Source organism: uncultured Porticoccus sp., assembly GCF_913061305.1.
In the GTDB taxonomy this organism is placed as follows: domain Bacteria; phylum Pseudomonadota; class Gammaproteobacteria; order Pseudomonadales; family Porticoccaceae; genus Porticoccus.
This window is the reverse complement of the sequence record NZ_CAJXST010000003.1, coordinates 290,015-305,281: the sequence shown is the minus strand read 5'-3', so window position 1 is coordinate 305,281 and position 15,267 is coordinate 290,015. Positions and strand designations below refer to the sequence as shown.

Sequence of the window (15,267 nt, the reverse complement as noted above, 5' to 3'; positions counted from 1 at the left end):
GTGCGTTATTGGTGTCTTATCTATTAGATATACAAAATGTATGCCAAATAAGAAAGTCGGCAAAAACAAGGTGTTGAGATGAGAGGTGAGGGAGTAACCGGGCTGGCCGGCACAATTATGGGGCGCTTTTCAGTCAGGCTGCACCAAGAGGTGACCTTGGGTCTGGTTGTTGCGGGGAGGGCTAGTCGTCGCGATTTTCTTGCAGCATTTGGGGAGATACCATCAGGTCGCTACCCAATTCAATCTGATCGTTAAACCAATAGGGCTCAGCATGGGTCCCTTCACTCTTGTGGTCCTGATCCGGTGTGGGGTAACCCAGCAGCCGGGCAGCTTCGCGGTATAAATCTGTCCGGAAACACTGTTGCGTGATAGACACTATTTTGTCGCGATCGAAAACCTTGCCCAGCAGCGGTTCACAGTGATGCAGAAGAAATTCCGCCTGGGATCGCCATGGAAAGCCGGCACTGTAACTGGCAAAAACGTGGAAATTCGGGTGGTGTTCAGCTGCACATCCGCGGTCGTAGACCAGGTTGCCGGTCAGTGATGGCCGCAAATAGTTGGTGGGTAAATCCAGGTAGTCCGGGCGAGTCAACATTTGCACAGTCGCTTCACGGTTGCCCATGTCGGCCAGCCACTGACAGGCCTCCATCAATGCCAACCGCAACCGGAGGTGAGTGGCGGGATTGCGGGTATGCCATTCCTCCATGACACCCAATACTTTTTCCGGTGCATTGTTCCAGACGTGGAACCCTGTGGTAGCCAGTACGCCGACACCATATTCCACCGCGATACTGTTCCAGGGTTCCCCGGCACAGAAACCGTCAATTACGCCCTGAGCCAGGCTATCCACCATCTGTTCCGGTGGCAGCACGATCACCCTGACATCGCGATCCGGATCAATACCCCCTGCCTCGAGGCACATCCGAAGCAATTGTGTGTGCGTGGAGAAAGAGTGAACAGTAGCGAGGGTAATTGTCTGGTTGCTGGGCTGTTTATCCAATACTTTTTTGAGTGCCCTGGCACTTGCCAGGGGTTGGTTAGGCTGCAGGGGAATGTCTGACTGATTGACCATTTGTTCCCAGAGGGGGCGGGACAGGGTAATCCCGTTACCGTTGAGCGATAGCACCAATCCGGTGACAATCGGTGCGCGTATCCCCGCAGCCCCCAACGTTGTCACCAGTGGCATGGGTGCCAGCATCTGACAGGCGTCAAAATTCCCGGCGATCAGTTTATCGCGGATATTGGCCCATGAGACTTCTCTGCAAAGCGTTACATCCAGGCCGTATTTGGCAAAAAGCCCCAGTTCCTGGGCGATGATCAACGGCGCGCTGTCACTCAGTCGCATATAGCCGATATTAAGGTTCTGCCGTTCGCCGGCCGGTAATTTATGGGTCGTCGTCTGCATGATTATCTCGCGTTGTTACTGGGCTTTCCCAGAATATTAATCACTGACCGAGCTGCCTCGGGTAAACTCTGGTTGGTGTCCATCGAGAGTGTCCGCAAGGTTTTGTGTGCCTTGTCTTCGCTGATGCCACGTTGAGCCATCAGCAGTTGTTTTGCCTCTTCTATCACAGACTGACTGGCAAGCTTGGTGCGTGCGTCATCCAGGGCCTTGCGCAGGGACTGGTAGGACTTGAACTGGGCAATGGCCAGATCAATAACCGGTTTGACCCGGTCCGGGTTCAGCTCATCCATCAGGTAGGCAGTCACTCCGGCGTCCACGGCCTGTTCGATAAAAGCGGGATCTTCTTCATGGGAAAACATGACTACCGGTCGCGGATTGTGGTGGTTGACCACCGAGAGACTCTCCAGCACATCACGACCGGGCGACTGAATGTCGATTAATACCAGGTCTGGCTGATGCTGTTCGATCTGGAACAGTAATCCGGTCGCCGATGGCAACCGCGAAATGACTTCAAAACCGGAATCCCGGAGTTTTTCTTCGACACTGGCAGATCGTTCGACATGATCATCGACCAGCATGATACGAATGGGGTCCCTGGCTGAAGGTGGTGTCATGGGGCTCGATTTGGAGTAATTCGTTGGAAGGATAGATTTAAAAGTGCGAAAAAATCAGTGGCAGGAGAATCATAGCCTGCCACTGATAGAGATTCCACGATGATATTCCGGGATCAGAACTTCACATTGACTGAAAACCAGATTTTGTCCGTGTCCTGGGAAAATTCATCGGCATCGTATTTGGCGTACTTCAGCTCAACGCCGACGTATTTGTTGATCGGGTAGCTTGCCACGGCATTATATTCCTCGCCATAGTCGGCGCTGCCCTCATCGGCGGAATAATCGTGGTAGAAAAAGGCCAGATTGGTTTTGCCAACGCTGCCCGTCATCTTGAAGTAAATATCCTCGATACCATCGGCCGGTGTGACCAAAAACTGATCCGCCCAGCCCTGAAACTTGTGGAGGGTGGCGAGGGGCGTGCTGAACGCTTTCATCCCGTCATCACTGCCCAGTAATTCATAGCCGATGCCCAGGCCGATGCCCTTGATTTTTGTACCAATCTCGGCCATGTAGTAGTCGGCGTCGTAATCCACTGGCCCATCGGCATAATCGGTCTGGCTGGCAGCACTGGCTGCCAGGGTGACAGGGCCAACGGCACCACTGTACTCAATACCATAGGTCTGCGATGAATTGGCCGCTGCATTATCAAAATCCAGCAGATAGGCAAAGGCGGCCAACTTGTGACCTTCAAATGGCGAAAATGAAAGGTAAAGCGCATGAGAGTCAGAGTCGTAGCGACGCGGCTGTGCGCCACCCGTATCGGGCCCGAAAATTCGGTTTACATCCCAGATATAGCTGTAATCCAATGTGACGGGCCCGATGGGCAATTGAACCCGTACAGAGTCATAGGTCTGTTCGTTCTGGCGCCAGCCCACACCGCCGACAAACCGCTGGCCGGAATGAAGAATGCGCTGGCGACCGGCTGTACCGGTAAAGCCATCCTGTTGATACTTGAGATAGACCTGATTGATATCGGTGCCATCCGGATCGGCAACGATGGGATATTCGCCGACTTTTCCGTTGGAGGGTGTCGCGTAGTTTTCGCCGCCAATATGGCTTACATCATCGACTTCCAGTAAGCCGGAAAAGCCGTGATAGCTGGCCGAAGCCCAGGTTATGCGCGACTTGAGCGTCGATGCGTTGGCATTCTTCTCGGCAGTTTCATCATCCACATGCTCAAATCGATAGCGAAAAGTAAAGCTGGTATCACTCTTGGTGAATATTTCTGAAAAACTGGTGGCTTCTTCAGCGCTCGCCATCATCAGAGGGTGCAGGCCAAACAGTAATGCAAAAGCAGAAAGTCGAATAGATCTCGGTTTCATATGAAATTCCTCGAGTTTGTTTTCCCCAAAACAAAAATAAAAATGCCCGTACGCAGGATGGTGCGCACGGGCTTCATTACCCAGTAGGATGTAGTGTCAGAAATTTATAAGCATAACGCGTGCCATGTATTGAATCATGGCTGTTTTAGTTGTCATGAGCGGTCTGTAGGGCACTCGGTAAGGAATTTTTGTTTGAATTTGGTGCGATAAAAAAGCAGGTGCGGAGTAATTTGGGGCAAAAATCAGTATTTGGCTAATAGCAACAGCGAAGGATTTGGCGGGATGAAATATGCGTGTATGTTTGCCAGGGGTGAGGCGTGGTCGAGCTAACAATGATGGGTTATTAAACAACCCCGGCCATGTGATAACCGGGGCTGTCGGGCACGGGCAATCCTATTTATCGGCTTTATTACAATGCAGGCGACGTTTTTCCTTCCATTCTGCTTTCATTCGCGTCCTGGCCTCCATGGCCTCGGTTTTACTCACCAATCCGTTGCCATCCGCGTCCATCGCGTTGAAGTGGGCCATGCGTTTTTCCATTTTTTTCTGGAGGCCCGCTTCATACTCTGCTCTTGATATGTTGCCGTCCTGGTCCGTATCCATATTTTGAAACATGGCACCGGTATAACTTTTTCTATCGCCGGGCTGATCGGATTTTGTTGTTGGCTCGGCGAAGCTGGATGTGGCGAGAGCAATGCCCGCCAGTAATAGTAGTAGTCGCATGGTATTTCCTCATTGGTGATTAAAGACGTGATGCTTTTAACGCCAGAATAAGGATTCGGTTGACCTGCGCGCTGTATAAATTTTGACGAAAGGGCTTTTCCTGCGCAGCAGGATGCTCACCGGGATGTATTTTTTGCATCCTGCCGGTCGAGAATCTGCTCGACCTCGTCCATCAATCGGGTCATTCGTTGAATTATGGGGTGATACGCGGCCGGATCAGCCAGATCCACCCCCGAGTTTTTGAGTAGTCTGTAGGGGTAGTCAGACCCACCCGCCTGGAGAAGGTCAAGGTACTGTTGCCGTGCTTCTTCACCACTGGTTGCGATGCGATCTACCAGGTTGTAGGCGGCAACCATAGACGTCGCATACTGATACACAGAAAAGTTGCGGTAGAAATGTGGAATGGAGGCCCACTCCACGGTATAGGGTTCATCAACTTGCATGATACCCATGCTGTGGCCCGCATGACGTTTCTGAATGGTCCCATACAGCGTATTCAATTTATCACCGGACAGATTGCCGCCGCTCTCAACCTGCTCATGGATAGCCAGTTCGAATTCAGCAAACTGGGCCTGTCGAAAAAAAGCACCTCGCAAAAGATTCAGTTCGCGAAACAGATAAAACAATTGTTCATCGTCGCTTGATGCGTTGTCGCGGAGATAATCAAAAAGGAGTAATTCATTAACCGCCGAGGGGATTTCTGAAATAAAACCGGAATAAGCTGATTTGCTGAAGGGTTGATGACTGTTAGCCATCAGGGAGTGCATGGCGTGCCCCCATTCGTGGGCAAAGGTACTGACAGCGTCAAAGGTACCTTCAAAATTCAACATCAGGAAAGGGTGGACATCATAGGCGGCTCCCATCACATAGGCACCCTTGCGCTTGTCTGGTGCAGGATACGCATGTAGCCAGTGTTGTTTCAGCGCCTCGCTGAGTGATTCGCCATAATCACTGCCCAGGGGCCTGAGCGCGGCCTGTGTCAGGGTAGTGGCGTCCTCAAGTGTATATTCCCGGGGCAGGGTGACGGCGGGTGTGTAGAGGTCGTAGTAACGGGATTTCCCGAGGCCGAGTATTCGTTGACGCAGCCCAAGCAGGCGGTGGAGCGATGCGAGGTGCTCATTGGCGGTCGACAACAGTGTCCGGTAAACCGCTTCAGGGATGTTGTCCTGGGACAGGGCGCGATCCAGCGATGAGTCGAAACCGCGCACTCGGGCTACCATCGCCTCTTTTTTTACCTGACCCTCCAGGGTAATGGCAAGGGTCTGGCGAAAATGCTGGTAGGTACCCCAGAAGCTCTCAAATACCCGTTTTCTGTCGTTGCGGTTTGCCGATGCCCGGTGGACTTCATAGGCCATCGGGCTGAGCGTGACTTTCGTGCCATCCGACAGGGTGATTTCCGGCCAGGGAATGTCGTTGTTGACCAGCACACTGTAGGTGCTTGAGGCCGATTGCAGCGCATCTGAGGCTGCTGTGAGCACGCGCTCCCCCTCTTCACTGAGAATATGTTCAGATTGGCGCAGGGTATTGCGGATAAAAAAATCGTGCTCTTCAAGTCGTGCGCTTTCATCGAGGTAACGGTTGAGGGTTGCCTCTCCGATATGACTGAGCTCCGGCTTCACAAAGCGCGTGGCCTCTGTGAACTCGGCAAGTAATGCCTGGGCAGCTGACGCACGTTCCTGATACTGGATATTGCTCTGGTTGGTGTCTTTGTTCAGAAAGGCATAAACGTAAAGTCTGAGCAGGGCCTTGTAGGTGTTGGTAATCTGGTTCAGGCAATCAGCCAACACGTCCGCGCTGCCACCGAGCATACCTTCGCACTCACTGATGGCACTGATTTGTGTGGTGGCACTATTGCGTGCGTCATCCCAGCTGGCGATATCCGGATACAGATCGGAGATATCCCAGATAGAAGCAGGTGGTTCCGACTGGGGTGTCGGCAAGGGTTCAGCGGTTGATTCAGTCGGTGTCTGGATTGTAATCGCAAGCAGACAAAGACCGAGGTATCGTTTCATGACTCTGAATCCGGAAAAATTTTATCGACTTTGCATTTCAGGGAACCATTCGCCAGCCGTGTGGTAATGCTGTCACCGACCTGTACGGTTGCGACGCCCCGCAATATGTGGTGCTGTTGGTCTGTAACAATAGCATACCCCCGTTCCAGCGTTTTCAGCGGGCTCACGGCGTTGAGCAGTTGTAGGGCGTTGTGCCACCGGATTTTCTTTTGCTCAAGCAGAGTGTCGATGGCGCGTTCCAGCCGGTGAGTCAGCAAATTCAGGCTGTTGCTCAAACGGTCGATTCGATAACCGGGGCCCACTTGCTCCAGGCGGGTACGCAAATGCTGTAACTGCGTATCCAGCTGTTGGTGTTGTCCCGCGGTGGTTCGGACCAGTCGCGCTTGCAGGGCCTGGAGCTGTTGCGCTTGATGTTTGAGCCGTTCTCCGGGATCCCGCAATTGACGGGTCAGGCTGTCCAGGCGCTGCGAAGTTGATTGCAGCCGCCGCGAAATGGTTTCGCAAAGTAACTTTTCATAACCGCGCAATTGGTCGAGCAGTTTGTTGCCGTCGGGGCTCAACACTTCGGCCGCGGCGGATGGGGTAGGCGCACGGTAGTCAGCGACAAAGTCACTGATCGTGAAATCAATCTCATGGCCCACCGCACTCACAATCGGAATCCGGCTGCGGTAAATTGCTCTGGCGACGATCTCTTCGTTAAAAGGCCATAGATCCTCAATGGAACCGCCGCCGCGGCCGACAATCAGCACATCACAGTAATTATCGTGGTTGGCCAGCTCAATGGCCGCTGCGATCTGTGCGGCAGCGGCTTTTCCCTGAACCAGCGCAGGGTAAACTCTCACTGCGATGGCCGGAAAGCGGCGTTTCAGCACCGCGAGAATGTCCTTCAGGGCCGCGCCGGTAGGCGATGTAATGATACCCAGCCGCTGCGGCTGGGTCGGCAGTGGCTGTTTGTGACGATCGTTAAAAAGCCCCTCGGCATGCAAGCGCTGTTTCAGTGCATCAAATTGACGCTGCAATGCCCCGAAACCGGCTTCTTCGAGGTGTTCAACAATCAACTGGAAGTCACCCCGGCCTTCATACAGGCTGACCCTGCAGCGGGCCAATACATGATTGCCATGTTCGGGGCTGAAACGGACATGGGCATTTCGATTGGCAAACATCGCACAGCGAACCTGGGCCTGTTCGTCCTTGAGCGTGAAATACCAGTGTCCGGAGCCGGGGCGGGAGAGGTTGGATATTTCACCCTCGACCCAGACCAGGGGAAAGTGGGTTTCAAGCAACTGTCTGGCGCGACGGTTTAGTTGGGTAACGGTCAAAGTGATTGGTATGTCAGGCATAGCGCATTGTCCATCACCAGTGAATCGAGTCAATTATAAATAATAGCTATTGGCTATAACCGGTGGTCACCAGACCTATTGAAAAAAGTATTTTTTAGCCGACCATGCCTTTATAATAGCGCGCTTACTTTTATCCTTGAGCTATGGCACGGTAACGATCCATTGTCTGACGCTCAAGCGCTGAAATCCACTCCCCTGACGAGGTAAGCCATCCTGATGTTGCGAATCGCAGAAGAAGCTCTCACCTTCGATGACGTACTGCTGGTACCCGGTTATTCCGACATTACCGCAAAAGATGTTTCTCTTAAAAGCCGCCTGACGCGGAACATTGGACTGAATATTCCGCTCGTCTCTGCCGCGATGGATACCGTTACCGAGGCGCGACTCTCCATCGCGCTCGCCCAGGAAGGTGGTATCGGTATTATTCACAAGAGCATGTCCATTGAAAAACAGGCCCTGGAAGTGCGCGCCGTCAAGAAGTTCGAAAGCGGTGTGGTCAAAGACCCGATTACCATAGACGCCTCGGCACCTGTCAGTGCCTTGCTGTCCCTGACCCGTGAACACAATATCTCCGGTGTGCCGGTGCTGGATAACGGGGAGCTGGTGGGCATTGTCACCCGCCGCGACGTTCGCTTTGAACCCAGTCTGGATTTGCCGGTATCGGCCATCATGACGCCCAAGGATCGACTGGTAACCGTGCGGGAAGGGGCCAACGCAGACGAGATCAAAGCACTGCTGCACAAGCACCGCATTGAAAAGGTATTGGTCGTAAACGCCGATTTCGAGCTGCGTGGACTGATTACCGTCAAGGATATCGACAAGGCCGAAAAATATCCCAACGCCTGCAAGGATGATCAGGGAAGATTGCGGGTAGGGGCCTCCGTGGGCACCAGCGCCGACACCGATGAACGTATTATTGCCCTGGTTCGGGAGGGCGTGGATGTGTTGGTGGTCGACACCGCCCACGGCCATTCCCGCAATGTTCTCAACCGGGTGCGCCAGATCAAGGCCCAGTTCCCTGAGGTTGATGTGATCGGTGGCAATATTGCCACGGCCGAGGCTGCTTTGGCGCTGGCCAAAGCCGGTGCGGACGGTATCAAGGTGGGTATTGGCCCCGGCTCGATTTGCACCACGCGCATTGTAACCGGCATCGGTGTGCCACAAATTTCTGCCGTCGCCAATGTGGTTGAAGCATTGGCAAGTTATCAGATACCTGTTATTGCCGACGGGGGTATCCGTTTTTCAGGCGATATCGCCAAAGCGCTGGTCGCCGGTGCCCATGCTGTCATGATGGGCTCGATGTTTGCCGGCACAGAGGAAGCGCCGGGTGAGATTGAGCTATACCAGGGGCGAACCTATAAATCCTATCGCGGCATGGGATCCATGGGCGCAATGTCCCAGACCAGCGGTTCCAGCGACCGTTATTTTCAGGATGCAAGCCAGGGTACTGAAAAACTGGTGCCTGAGGGCATTGAAGGCCGCGTTCCCTACAAGGGCCCTTTATCGGCGATCATTCACCAGCTGATGGGCGGCGTGCGTTCAGCCATGGGTTATACCGGTAGTGTTGATATTGAAACCCTGCGCAGCAAACCCAGTTTCGTCAGGGTGACCTCTGCGGGTATGAGTGAAAGTCACGTGCACGATGTATCCATCACCAAGGAAGCTCCAAACTACCGGCGTGAATAGCCCGGGTTTCCGGTGTGTTGAAAACGACCCGACAGGGCTGCCTAGAGCAGCCCTTTTAGATTGGTAACTGACTATGACAGATATTCATTCTCACAAAATCCTGATACTGGATTTCGGCTCCCAATATACGCAGTTGATCGCCCGCCGTGTACGCGAAGTCGGGGTCTACTCGGAAATCCGCGCCTGGGATATGGATGCAGCCGAGATCATTGCCTTCGGTCCGAAAGGCATCATCCTGGCGGGGGGGCCGGAGTCGGTCACCGCCGTGGAATCGCCCCGGGCTCCCCAGCTGGTTTTCGAGCTGGGTATCCCGGTTCTGGGTATCTGTTATGGCATGCAGACCATGGCTGCCCAGCTCGGTGGCGCCGTGGAAGGCTCCTCCATTCAGGAATTTGGCTATGCCCAGATCAAGACCCACGGCAACAGTCGCCTGTTCCAGGGTGTGGCTGACCATGTGGATCATGACGGGGGCACACTGCTTGATGTCTGGATGAGTCATGGCGATAAAGTGGTTACCCTGCCAACCGGTTTCGAGCTTATGGCATCGACGGGTTCCTGCGCCATTGCCGGCATGTGTTGTCCCGAAAAAGACTTTTATGGTGTCCAGTTTCACCCGGAGGTGACACACACCCTGCAGGGCATGCGGATGTTTGAGCACTTCGTGCTTGATATCTGTGGCTGCGAGGCACTCTGGACGCCCGCTCAGATTATTGAGGACAGTATTGCCAGGGTGCGTGCCCAGGTCGGCAGTGACAAGGTGTTGCTGGGACTTTCAGGAGGCGTCGATTCATCCGTGGTCGCAGCGTTGTTGCACAAGGCCATCGGCGACCAGCTCACCTGTGTTTTTGTCGACAACGGCCTGCTGCGCAAGCACGAAGGCGATCAGGTCATGGACATGTTCGCCAAAAACATGGGGGTGAAAGTCATCCGTGTGGACGCAGAAGAACAGTTTTTGAGCAAATTGGAGGGGGAGGCTGACCCGGAGAAAAAGCGCAAAATCATTGGCAACACGTTCATTGATGTTTTCGATGTGGAGGCCACCACCCTCAAAGACGTTAACTGGCTGGCCCAGGGTACTATCTACCCCGATGTCATCGAATCGGCGGCGGCCAAGACCGGCAAGGCCCATGTGATCAAATCCCACCACAATGTAGGAGGCCTGCCCGAGACCATGAAAATGGCGCTGGTAGAACCCCTGCGGGAACTGTTCAAGGACGAAGTCCGCAAGATCGGACTGGAACTGGGGCTGCCCTACGACATGGTGTATCGACACCCATTCCCGGGGCCGGGGTTGGGTGTGAGGATTCTCGGTGAAGTAAAAAAAGAGTACGCCGATATCCTCAGGGAAGCCGATGCCATTTTTATCGAAGAACTCCACAAAGCCGACTGGTACCACAAAACCAGCCAGGCGTTCGCCGTGTTCCTGCCGGTCAAGTCTGTGGGTGTGGTGGGCGATGCCCGTCGCTACGAATGGGTGATTGCCCTGCGCGCGGTGGAAACTATCGACTTCATGACGGCTCGCTGGGCGCATTTGCCCTATCAACTCCTGGAGCAGGTTTCTAATAGAATTATTAATGAAATCAGTGGAGTATCAAGGGTTGTTTATGATGTTTCTAGCAAGCCTCCGGCGACAATTGAGTGGGAGTAGCCGGAAATTTAACTCATTAATATATAAGAAAAAATAAATCTATTTGACGAGTTATTCTGCATTATTAATGACACTTTTCATGGTATTGACTGAGGCCTAGTTAAGGTCAAGCTTCAATACCATGAAGAGTGTTTCAAATGAGTCATGGTATTGGGAATACATAGCATATTGATTTTAAAGACCTTATGTATGTATTTAGGGCTTTTTTAAATCATGGTATTTGATCGATAAATCAATAAGTTATCGCGAGACTAATCGTTTAACGAAGCTCCAATACAACGATCAAACAACGCAGTCATAGGCTCATAGTCACAACTTACACCAGCGATATTAGCTGCTACCCACTCTTGTTGCGTAATACCTTCAAGATCAAATTCGAAGCCTGCATTGATAATGATGTGCTCGGACAAAAGCCGCTGAGCACGGCCATTGCCTTCGCGAAAGGGGTGAACCATATTCATCTCAATATAGAACTCAGCGATGGCTGCAACGAAGGCCTCCCGTTCATAGTCATCGTAATAGTTTTGATCGGCTAGCTGCCGAAACAATTTGTTGGCTTCTGGCTCAATACGCTTACAGGTGCAAAAGCGCGTGGTCCCTTTTGACATATCAATGCTGCGAAGTTCACCTGCCCATTCATAAACATCCTCAAAGACCTGTCGATGAAGAGACTGGAAATAGTCCAGATCATACGGGGGAGCGTCGAATTCAATTTCTCCAACAGCTAGCTCAGTCAATTCGGCCTCAGCTTCGGCCAGTTCTTCATCGTCCTCAATATTCAGGAGATTTCGCAATACATTGCTACCGGGGTAGCAGTAGGGATCATCGCCAGTGCCATATTTATCCAGCGCCATCCTAGCGTGCCGCACTTAGCTGGGGTTTGGTGTATTTTTTCTTTAAGGCTGCACGGCGTTCCGCACGTTCTTCAGGGCTGCGGGTTGAGGGGTGAGAGGTTGGTGTATCAAAACCCTCCAGCTTCAGACTGTGTCGGTAGTTTTGTAGCTTCACCTCGTTGGCGTAATGCTTCTTAAAACGCAGAGCGTTGTACTCAAAGGTTCTCTCCGTTTTATAAATGCTCAGATCCAGCGCATAGGCTTTGCGGCGGATGGATTTACCACTTTCAAAGGCGCCCCATGACTCAATTTGGTAATAGCCGGTTTTCTTAGCGCCATGCCAGTAGATACCGATATTGAGAAGGTCTTTGAGGTAGTTGATCGCGGTATTGACCCGTTGGGCAGAGATACCCGTCTCCTCGGTGATCTTGGGGCGGGTAGGCTTATCCAGTTGAACAAGGGCGGCTAGTACAGCCATTTCGTAGTTCATGTGAAAGCGCTCCATATAAGATGCTTATATAGGCATTATAACGTGCAATAGCCAAATATTCCAATGTCTATACTGATTGGAATACCTGTATTCTATTGAATTATATAAATAAAATTCTGAGGCGTGGTTTTTCTTCCCCATCGTGGGAATGTGGCAGCAAGATCGTTTAAAGTGCTTAATCTAATTCTACGTTGCCACTGATCGCGATAGCACGTCATCGACAAGGATTGTTCGTATTATGAAGTACATTCACCAGATCATAACAACACTACATCGGTATATTGTTCTGATCGAGACCATTCGTGAAGAGCAGGCGCACAGAGTATTCACTGGGGATGAATTTATTCGCATCGCCTTGAAACATGATGTGGGTTATTACTTTGGTCACTGTTTGTCTTCTGTTATTTACTACTGCGATTCAACATAGGATTTAAATTATTCAGGATCGCTTGTCAGTCCAAGTAACAGCCCGCTAATGGAATGGACTCCGGTACGCCCTGTTGCTATTTTCTCTTACCCATTATCTGGAATATCCGGCTCAACCAGCTTGGCAAGTTGCTCCAGTGATTCCTGCCAGCCAAGGTAACAGGCTTCGACGGGAATGAGCGATGGAATGCCTGCCTGGACAATCTGTATCTCGGTGCCACAGGACACCGCCCTCAGTTCAATGGTCACCTGCATTTCGCCAGCCAGGTTTTCATCGTCAAAGCGATCTGTGTGGCGGATGCGTTCGTTGGGCACCAGTTCGACATACTCAACTGTAAACGAATGACTGCTGCCCGTTCCGAAATTGGTGAAAGACATGCGATAGCCGCCACCCACGCGGATATCCAATTCATGGATCGTGCCGGTAAAACCGTAGGGCGGAAGCCAGTATTCCAATGCCTGTTTGTCGATAAATGCTTGGTAGACTCGCTCCACAGGGGCTGGCAGTACGCGGTGTAGTCGGACGGTGCCGGTTTCATTAGGCATGGTAATCTCCTATGGATTCGTTAAAAACGTTAATCTGTCAAACATTAGCGACGGTTGTCCTGTTCCATTAACTCCCGCACCGGACGAATTTCCACGCAGCCATAACGCGCCGGTGGAATTTTTTCCGCCAGGCGTATGGCTTCATTCATATCCCGGGCTTCCAGCATATAAAAACCGGCCAGTTGCTCTTTCGTTTCTGCGAAGGGACCATCGGTAATCAGTGGTTTGTTGTCGCGTACGCGCAGGGTGGTCGCAGTTTCGGTGGATAATAGTGGCGCGCCATCGAGAAAGTGACCGCCTTGGGTTAACCCCTCCACGCATTCCATGCACTCTCGATTTAGGCTATCCCACTCCTGTTGGGAAAGTTGCTGTATTTTCTTTTCGTCGTAATAGACCAAACATAGGTATTTCATACTGTCGTTCCTCGCATTACCGTCATTTTTTGAAGCAGTTACTTTCTTATGACCACTATTTTCTTGCACCAACCAGGGCAAATAGTGCTCCCTGTGGATCGAAGCCCTTGAGGATAAAGTCACCGCCGGGAATTTCATCGGGGCCGTGCAGGATTTGTCCGCCATTGGCGATGATGGCGTTGAAAGTGGTGTCTATATCGGCGCAACGGAAGTAGTAGTGCCACATCGGTATCGGTATCTCCTCGGGTTTGGGCATGATGGCGCCGATAACCCCGTTATGTCGGATAAATTCGTAATTGCCCATGGGTCCCATGTCCATCTCGCCGTCTTTAGTCCAGCCAAATTCTTTGAAATAAAATGCTTTCGCTGCTTCGGGGTCGGTGGTTATCAGTTCATTCCAGGCACAGTGACCGACGCGGGGCTTGTCTGAGGCAAAGGCCAAACTGGTTTGATTGCTGAGTCCCCGCATCACGTAGAAAGGGATATCCTGGGGATCGGTGACCAGGGCGATCCGGCCTACATCGGGAATATCAGTTGGGGACATTTGCTCATTACCCCCTGCTGCGACGATATTGGCGACCGTCTGATCCACATCCTCGACGCCGATATAGCCCAGCCATACAGGCCTGGCACCGGCTTGGCACATTTCGTCTGTCAGTTGCATCAGACCGCCGATATCGTGTGGTTCTCCGGTGTTCTCATCCCGGGTGTGAAGAATGCGGTAGTCCATACCGGGTTGACCGCTGTCAGTACATTGCCAGCCAAGAATTGCGCTGTAAAACTTCAGCGCTGCATCGCTATTGTCAGTTAATAATTCGTACCAGATAAACTCGCCATGTTGGTTGGACATGATGCTCTCCCTGTTTCCTCTCGGTGGATAGTGTGTGATTATTTTCCGAGCGCGACCACTGGCGCAAAGCCACCAAAGATCATCCGCATGCCATCAAAGGGCATGGGGTTTTTCTCGGGATTGAGGCGTGGGTCGCTGTCCATGGCCGCCATTATTTTTTCCATCCCGGCATCGCGGGTGGCTTTATCGGGCCACTCGATCCAGGAAAATACCACGGCTTCGTCTTCTTTGGCCTGCACTGCCCGGCGAAAGTCGGTGACCTTGCCATCGGGCACGTCGTCCTCCCAGCATTCGAAAATGCGGGTGGCGCCCCATTCGATAAAAACGGCATCGGCAACCTCCGCGTGTTGGCTGAATTTTTCTTTGTTGGCCTTGGGTACGGCAAGAATAAATCCGTCGATGTAGCTCACGGTTCAGATCCTCTGTTGTGATGAGTGGTGCTATCTACCAGTCGTTGACTCCCGCCGAAAATCGACAGGCTTGAAAATGGTTTTTCAACAATCGTTGTCTATTCGGTAGGCATTGTTGCCGGGTCCATCCATATCGCTTCCCATATGTGGCCATCGGGATCCGCCATGGCCCGGCTGTACATAAATCCCAAATCCTGTACAGGATTGATGTCGGCGGTGCCGCCGTTGTCTGCGGTCGCTACGTTCATGGTGTCGACGGCTTCTCGGTTATCCAGCGATAAGGCCAGCATCACTTCGCTGACGTTGGCCGGAGGAATCGCTCGGTCGGTGAACTGGCGCCATTTATCATGGGTGAGTAACATGACATTTATCGCTTCACTCCACACCATGCAGGCGGCGGTGTCATCGGTGAATTGGGGATTGTTCTCAAAGCCGAGCGCCTGGTAAAAGGCCATCGATGCGTTGAGATTGGTGACAGGCAAGTTAACAAAAATCATAGCTGCCATTGTTTGATTCTCCTGACTACTGGCGTATTGATAAGGTACTGTC

The 15,267-nt window shown here is 52.2% G+C and carries 15 protein-coding genes; 2 read left to right on the top strand and 13 right to left on the bottom strand.

What is annotated here, in order from left to right; genetic code table 11:
- Positions 1-181: 181 nt before the first annotated feature.
- From QZ516_RS05215 to xseA, 6 genes are all read right to left on the bottom strand, one after another.
- The gene (locus tag QZ516_RS05215) at positions 182-1,405 is read right to left on the bottom strand and encodes a CmpA/NrtA family ABC transporter substrate-binding protein (protein WP_293614990.1); all 1,224 of its coding nucleotides are present in this window, start codon (positions 1,403-1,405) and stop codon (positions 182-184) included.
- A gap of 2 nt (positions 1,406-1,407) precedes the next feature.
- Positions 1,408-2,019 carry an ANTAR domain-containing protein gene (locus QZ516_RS05210; protein WP_293614991.1) on the bottom strand — a complete coding sequence of 204 codons (612 nt, stop codon included), beginning with the start codon at positions 2,017-2,019 and terminating at the stop codon, positions 1,408-1,410.
- A gap of 113 nt (positions 2,020-2,132) precedes the next feature.
- On the bottom strand, positions 2,133-3,341 hold the full coding sequence (locus tag QZ516_RS05205) for an alginate export family protein (RefSeq protein WP_297187170.1): 1,209 nt from the start codon (positions 3,339-3,341) through the stop codon (positions 2,133-2,135).
- Between the two features lie 393 nt (positions 3,342-3,734).
- Complete coding sequence (locus tag QZ516_RS05200; RefSeq protein ID WP_297187168.1) at positions 3,735-4,064, bottom strand: hypothetical protein; 330 nt, start codon at positions 4,062-4,064, stop codon at positions 3,735-3,737.
- Between the two features lie 116 nt (positions 4,065-4,180).
- Positions 4,181-6,076, bottom strand: coding sequence for an oligoendopeptidase F (pepF, locus tag QZ516_RS05195; protein ID WP_297187165.1), 1,896 nt, complete (start codon positions 6,074-6,076; stop codon positions 4,181-4,183).
- A complete protein-coding gene (gene xseA / locus QZ516_RS05190; protein WP_297187162.1) occupies positions 6,073-7,416 on the bottom strand; it encodes an exodeoxyribonuclease VII large subunit in 1,344 nt (447 codons plus the stop codon). Before xseA ends, pepF begins: the two co-directional genes overlap by 4 nt.
- Before the next feature lie 216 nt (positions 7,417-7,632).
- Between xseA and guaB the strand changes: the two genes are divergently transcribed.
- Together guaB and guaA are read left to right on the top strand one after the other, a co-directional pair.
- Positions 7,633-9,102: an IMP dehydrogenase gene (guaB, locus tag QZ516_RS05185; protein WP_297187160.1), complete on the top strand. Its 1,470-nt coding sequence runs from the start codon at positions 7,633-7,635 to the stop codon at positions 9,100-9,102.
- Positions 9,103-9,175: 73 nt separating this feature from the next.
- Positions 9,176-10,750: a glutamine-hydrolyzing GMP synthase gene (gene guaA / locus QZ516_RS05180; protein WP_297187157.1), complete on the top strand. Its 1,575-nt coding sequence runs from the start codon at positions 9,176-9,178 to the stop codon at positions 10,748-10,750.
- A gap of 251 nt (positions 10,751-11,001) precedes the next feature.
- Here the strand turns inward: guaA and QZ516_RS05175 are convergent, their stop codons facing one another.
- The 7 genes from QZ516_RS05175 to QZ516_RS05145 all read right to left on the bottom strand — a co-directional run bounded on the left by QZ516_RS05175 (position 11,002) and on the right by QZ516_RS05145 (position 15,224).
- A complete protein-coding gene (locus QZ516_RS05175; RefSeq protein ID WP_297187154.1) occupies positions 11,002-11,604 on the bottom strand; it encodes a putative adenosine monophosphate-protein transferase Fic in 603 nt (200 codons plus the stop codon).
- 1 nt (position 11,605) lies between these two features.
- Positions 11,606-12,073, bottom strand: coding sequence for a YhfG family protein (locus QZ516_RS05170; RefSeq protein WP_297187151.1), 468 nt, complete (start codon positions 12,071-12,073; stop codon positions 11,606-11,608).
- Between the two features lie 513 nt (positions 12,074-12,586).
- Positions 12,587-13,045 carry an SRPBCC family protein gene (locus QZ516_RS05165; RefSeq protein ID WP_297187148.1) on the bottom strand — a complete coding sequence of 153 codons (459 nt, stop codon included), beginning with the start codon at positions 13,043-13,045 and terminating at the stop codon, positions 12,587-12,589.
- Between the two features lie 44 nt (positions 13,046-13,089).
- Positions 13,090-13,458: a YciI family protein gene (locus tag QZ516_RS05160; protein WP_297187145.1), complete on the bottom strand. Its 369-nt coding sequence runs from the start codon at positions 13,456-13,458 to the stop codon at positions 13,090-13,092.
- Between the two features lie 55 nt (positions 13,459-13,513).
- Positions 13,514-14,308, bottom strand: a complete 795-nt coding sequence (locus QZ516_RS05155; protein WP_297187142.1) for a VOC family protein — start codon at positions 14,306-14,308, stop codon at positions 13,514-13,516.
- Positions 14,309-14,346: 38 nt separating this feature from the next.
- Positions 14,347-14,718, bottom strand: a complete 372-nt coding sequence (locus tag QZ516_RS05150; RefSeq protein ID WP_297187139.1) for a DUF1428 domain-containing protein — start codon at positions 14,716-14,718, stop codon at positions 14,347-14,349.
- Between the two features lie 98 nt (positions 14,719-14,816).
- The gene (locus tag QZ516_RS05145; RefSeq protein ID WP_297187137.1) at positions 14,817-15,224 is read right to left on the bottom strand and encodes a glyoxalase/bleomycin resistance/extradiol dioxygenase family protein; all 408 of its coding nucleotides are present in this window, start codon (positions 15,222-15,224) and stop codon (positions 14,817-14,819) included.
- Positions 15,225-15,267: the final 43 nt, after the last annotated feature.

Coding starts and splice junctions, on each gene's coding strand:
- QZ516_RS05210 (WP_293614991.1), bottom strand. CDS start 2,019: ATGACACCACCTTCAGCCAGGGACCCCATTCGTATCATGCTGGTCGAT.
- guaB (WP_297187160.1), top strand. CDS start 7,633: ATGTTGCGAATCGCAGAAGAAGCTCTCACCTTCGATGACGTACTGCTG.
- QZ516_RS05215 (WP_293614990.1), bottom strand. CDS start 1,405: ATGCAGACGACGACCCATAAATTACCGGCCGGCGAACGGCAGAACCTT.
- pepF (WP_297187165.1), bottom strand. CDS start 6,076: ATGAAACGATACCTCGGTCTTTGTCTGCTTGCGATTACAATCCAGACA.
- QZ516_RS05175 (WP_297187154.1), bottom strand. CDS start 11,604: ATGGCGCTGGATAAATATGGCACTGGCGATGATCCCTACTGCTACCCC.
- QZ516_RS05170 (WP_297187151.1), bottom strand. CDS start 12,073: ATGAACTACGAAATGGCTGTACTAGCCGCCCTTGTTCAACTGGATAAG.
- QZ516_RS05160 (WP_297187145.1), bottom strand. CDS start 13,458: ATGAAATACCTATGTTTGGTCTATTACGACGAAAAGAAAATACAGCAA.
- guaA (WP_297187157.1), top strand. CDS start 9,176: ATGACAGATATTCATTCTCACAAAATCCTGATACTGGATTTCGGCTCC.
- QZ516_RS05200 (WP_297187168.1), bottom strand. CDS start 4,064: ATGCGACTACTACTATTACTGGCGGGCATTGCTCTCGCCACATCCAGC.
- QZ516_RS05165 (WP_297187148.1), bottom strand. CDS start 13,045: ATGCCTAATGAAACCGGCACCGTCCGACTACACCGCGTACTGCCAGCC.
- QZ516_RS05205 (WP_297187170.1), bottom strand. CDS start 3,341: ATGAAACCGAGATCTATTCGACTTTCTGCTTTTGCATTACTGTTTGGC.
- QZ516_RS05145 (WP_297187137.1), bottom strand. CDS start 15,224: ATGGCAGCTATGATTTTTGTTAACTTGCCTGTCACCAATCTCAACGCA.
- QZ516_RS05155 (WP_297187142.1), bottom strand. CDS start 14,308: ATGTCCAACCAACATGGCGAGTTTATCTGGTACGAATTATTAACTGAC.
- xseA (WP_297187162.1), bottom strand. CDS start 7,416: ATGCCTGACATACCAATCACTTTGACCGTTACCCAACTAAACCGTCGC.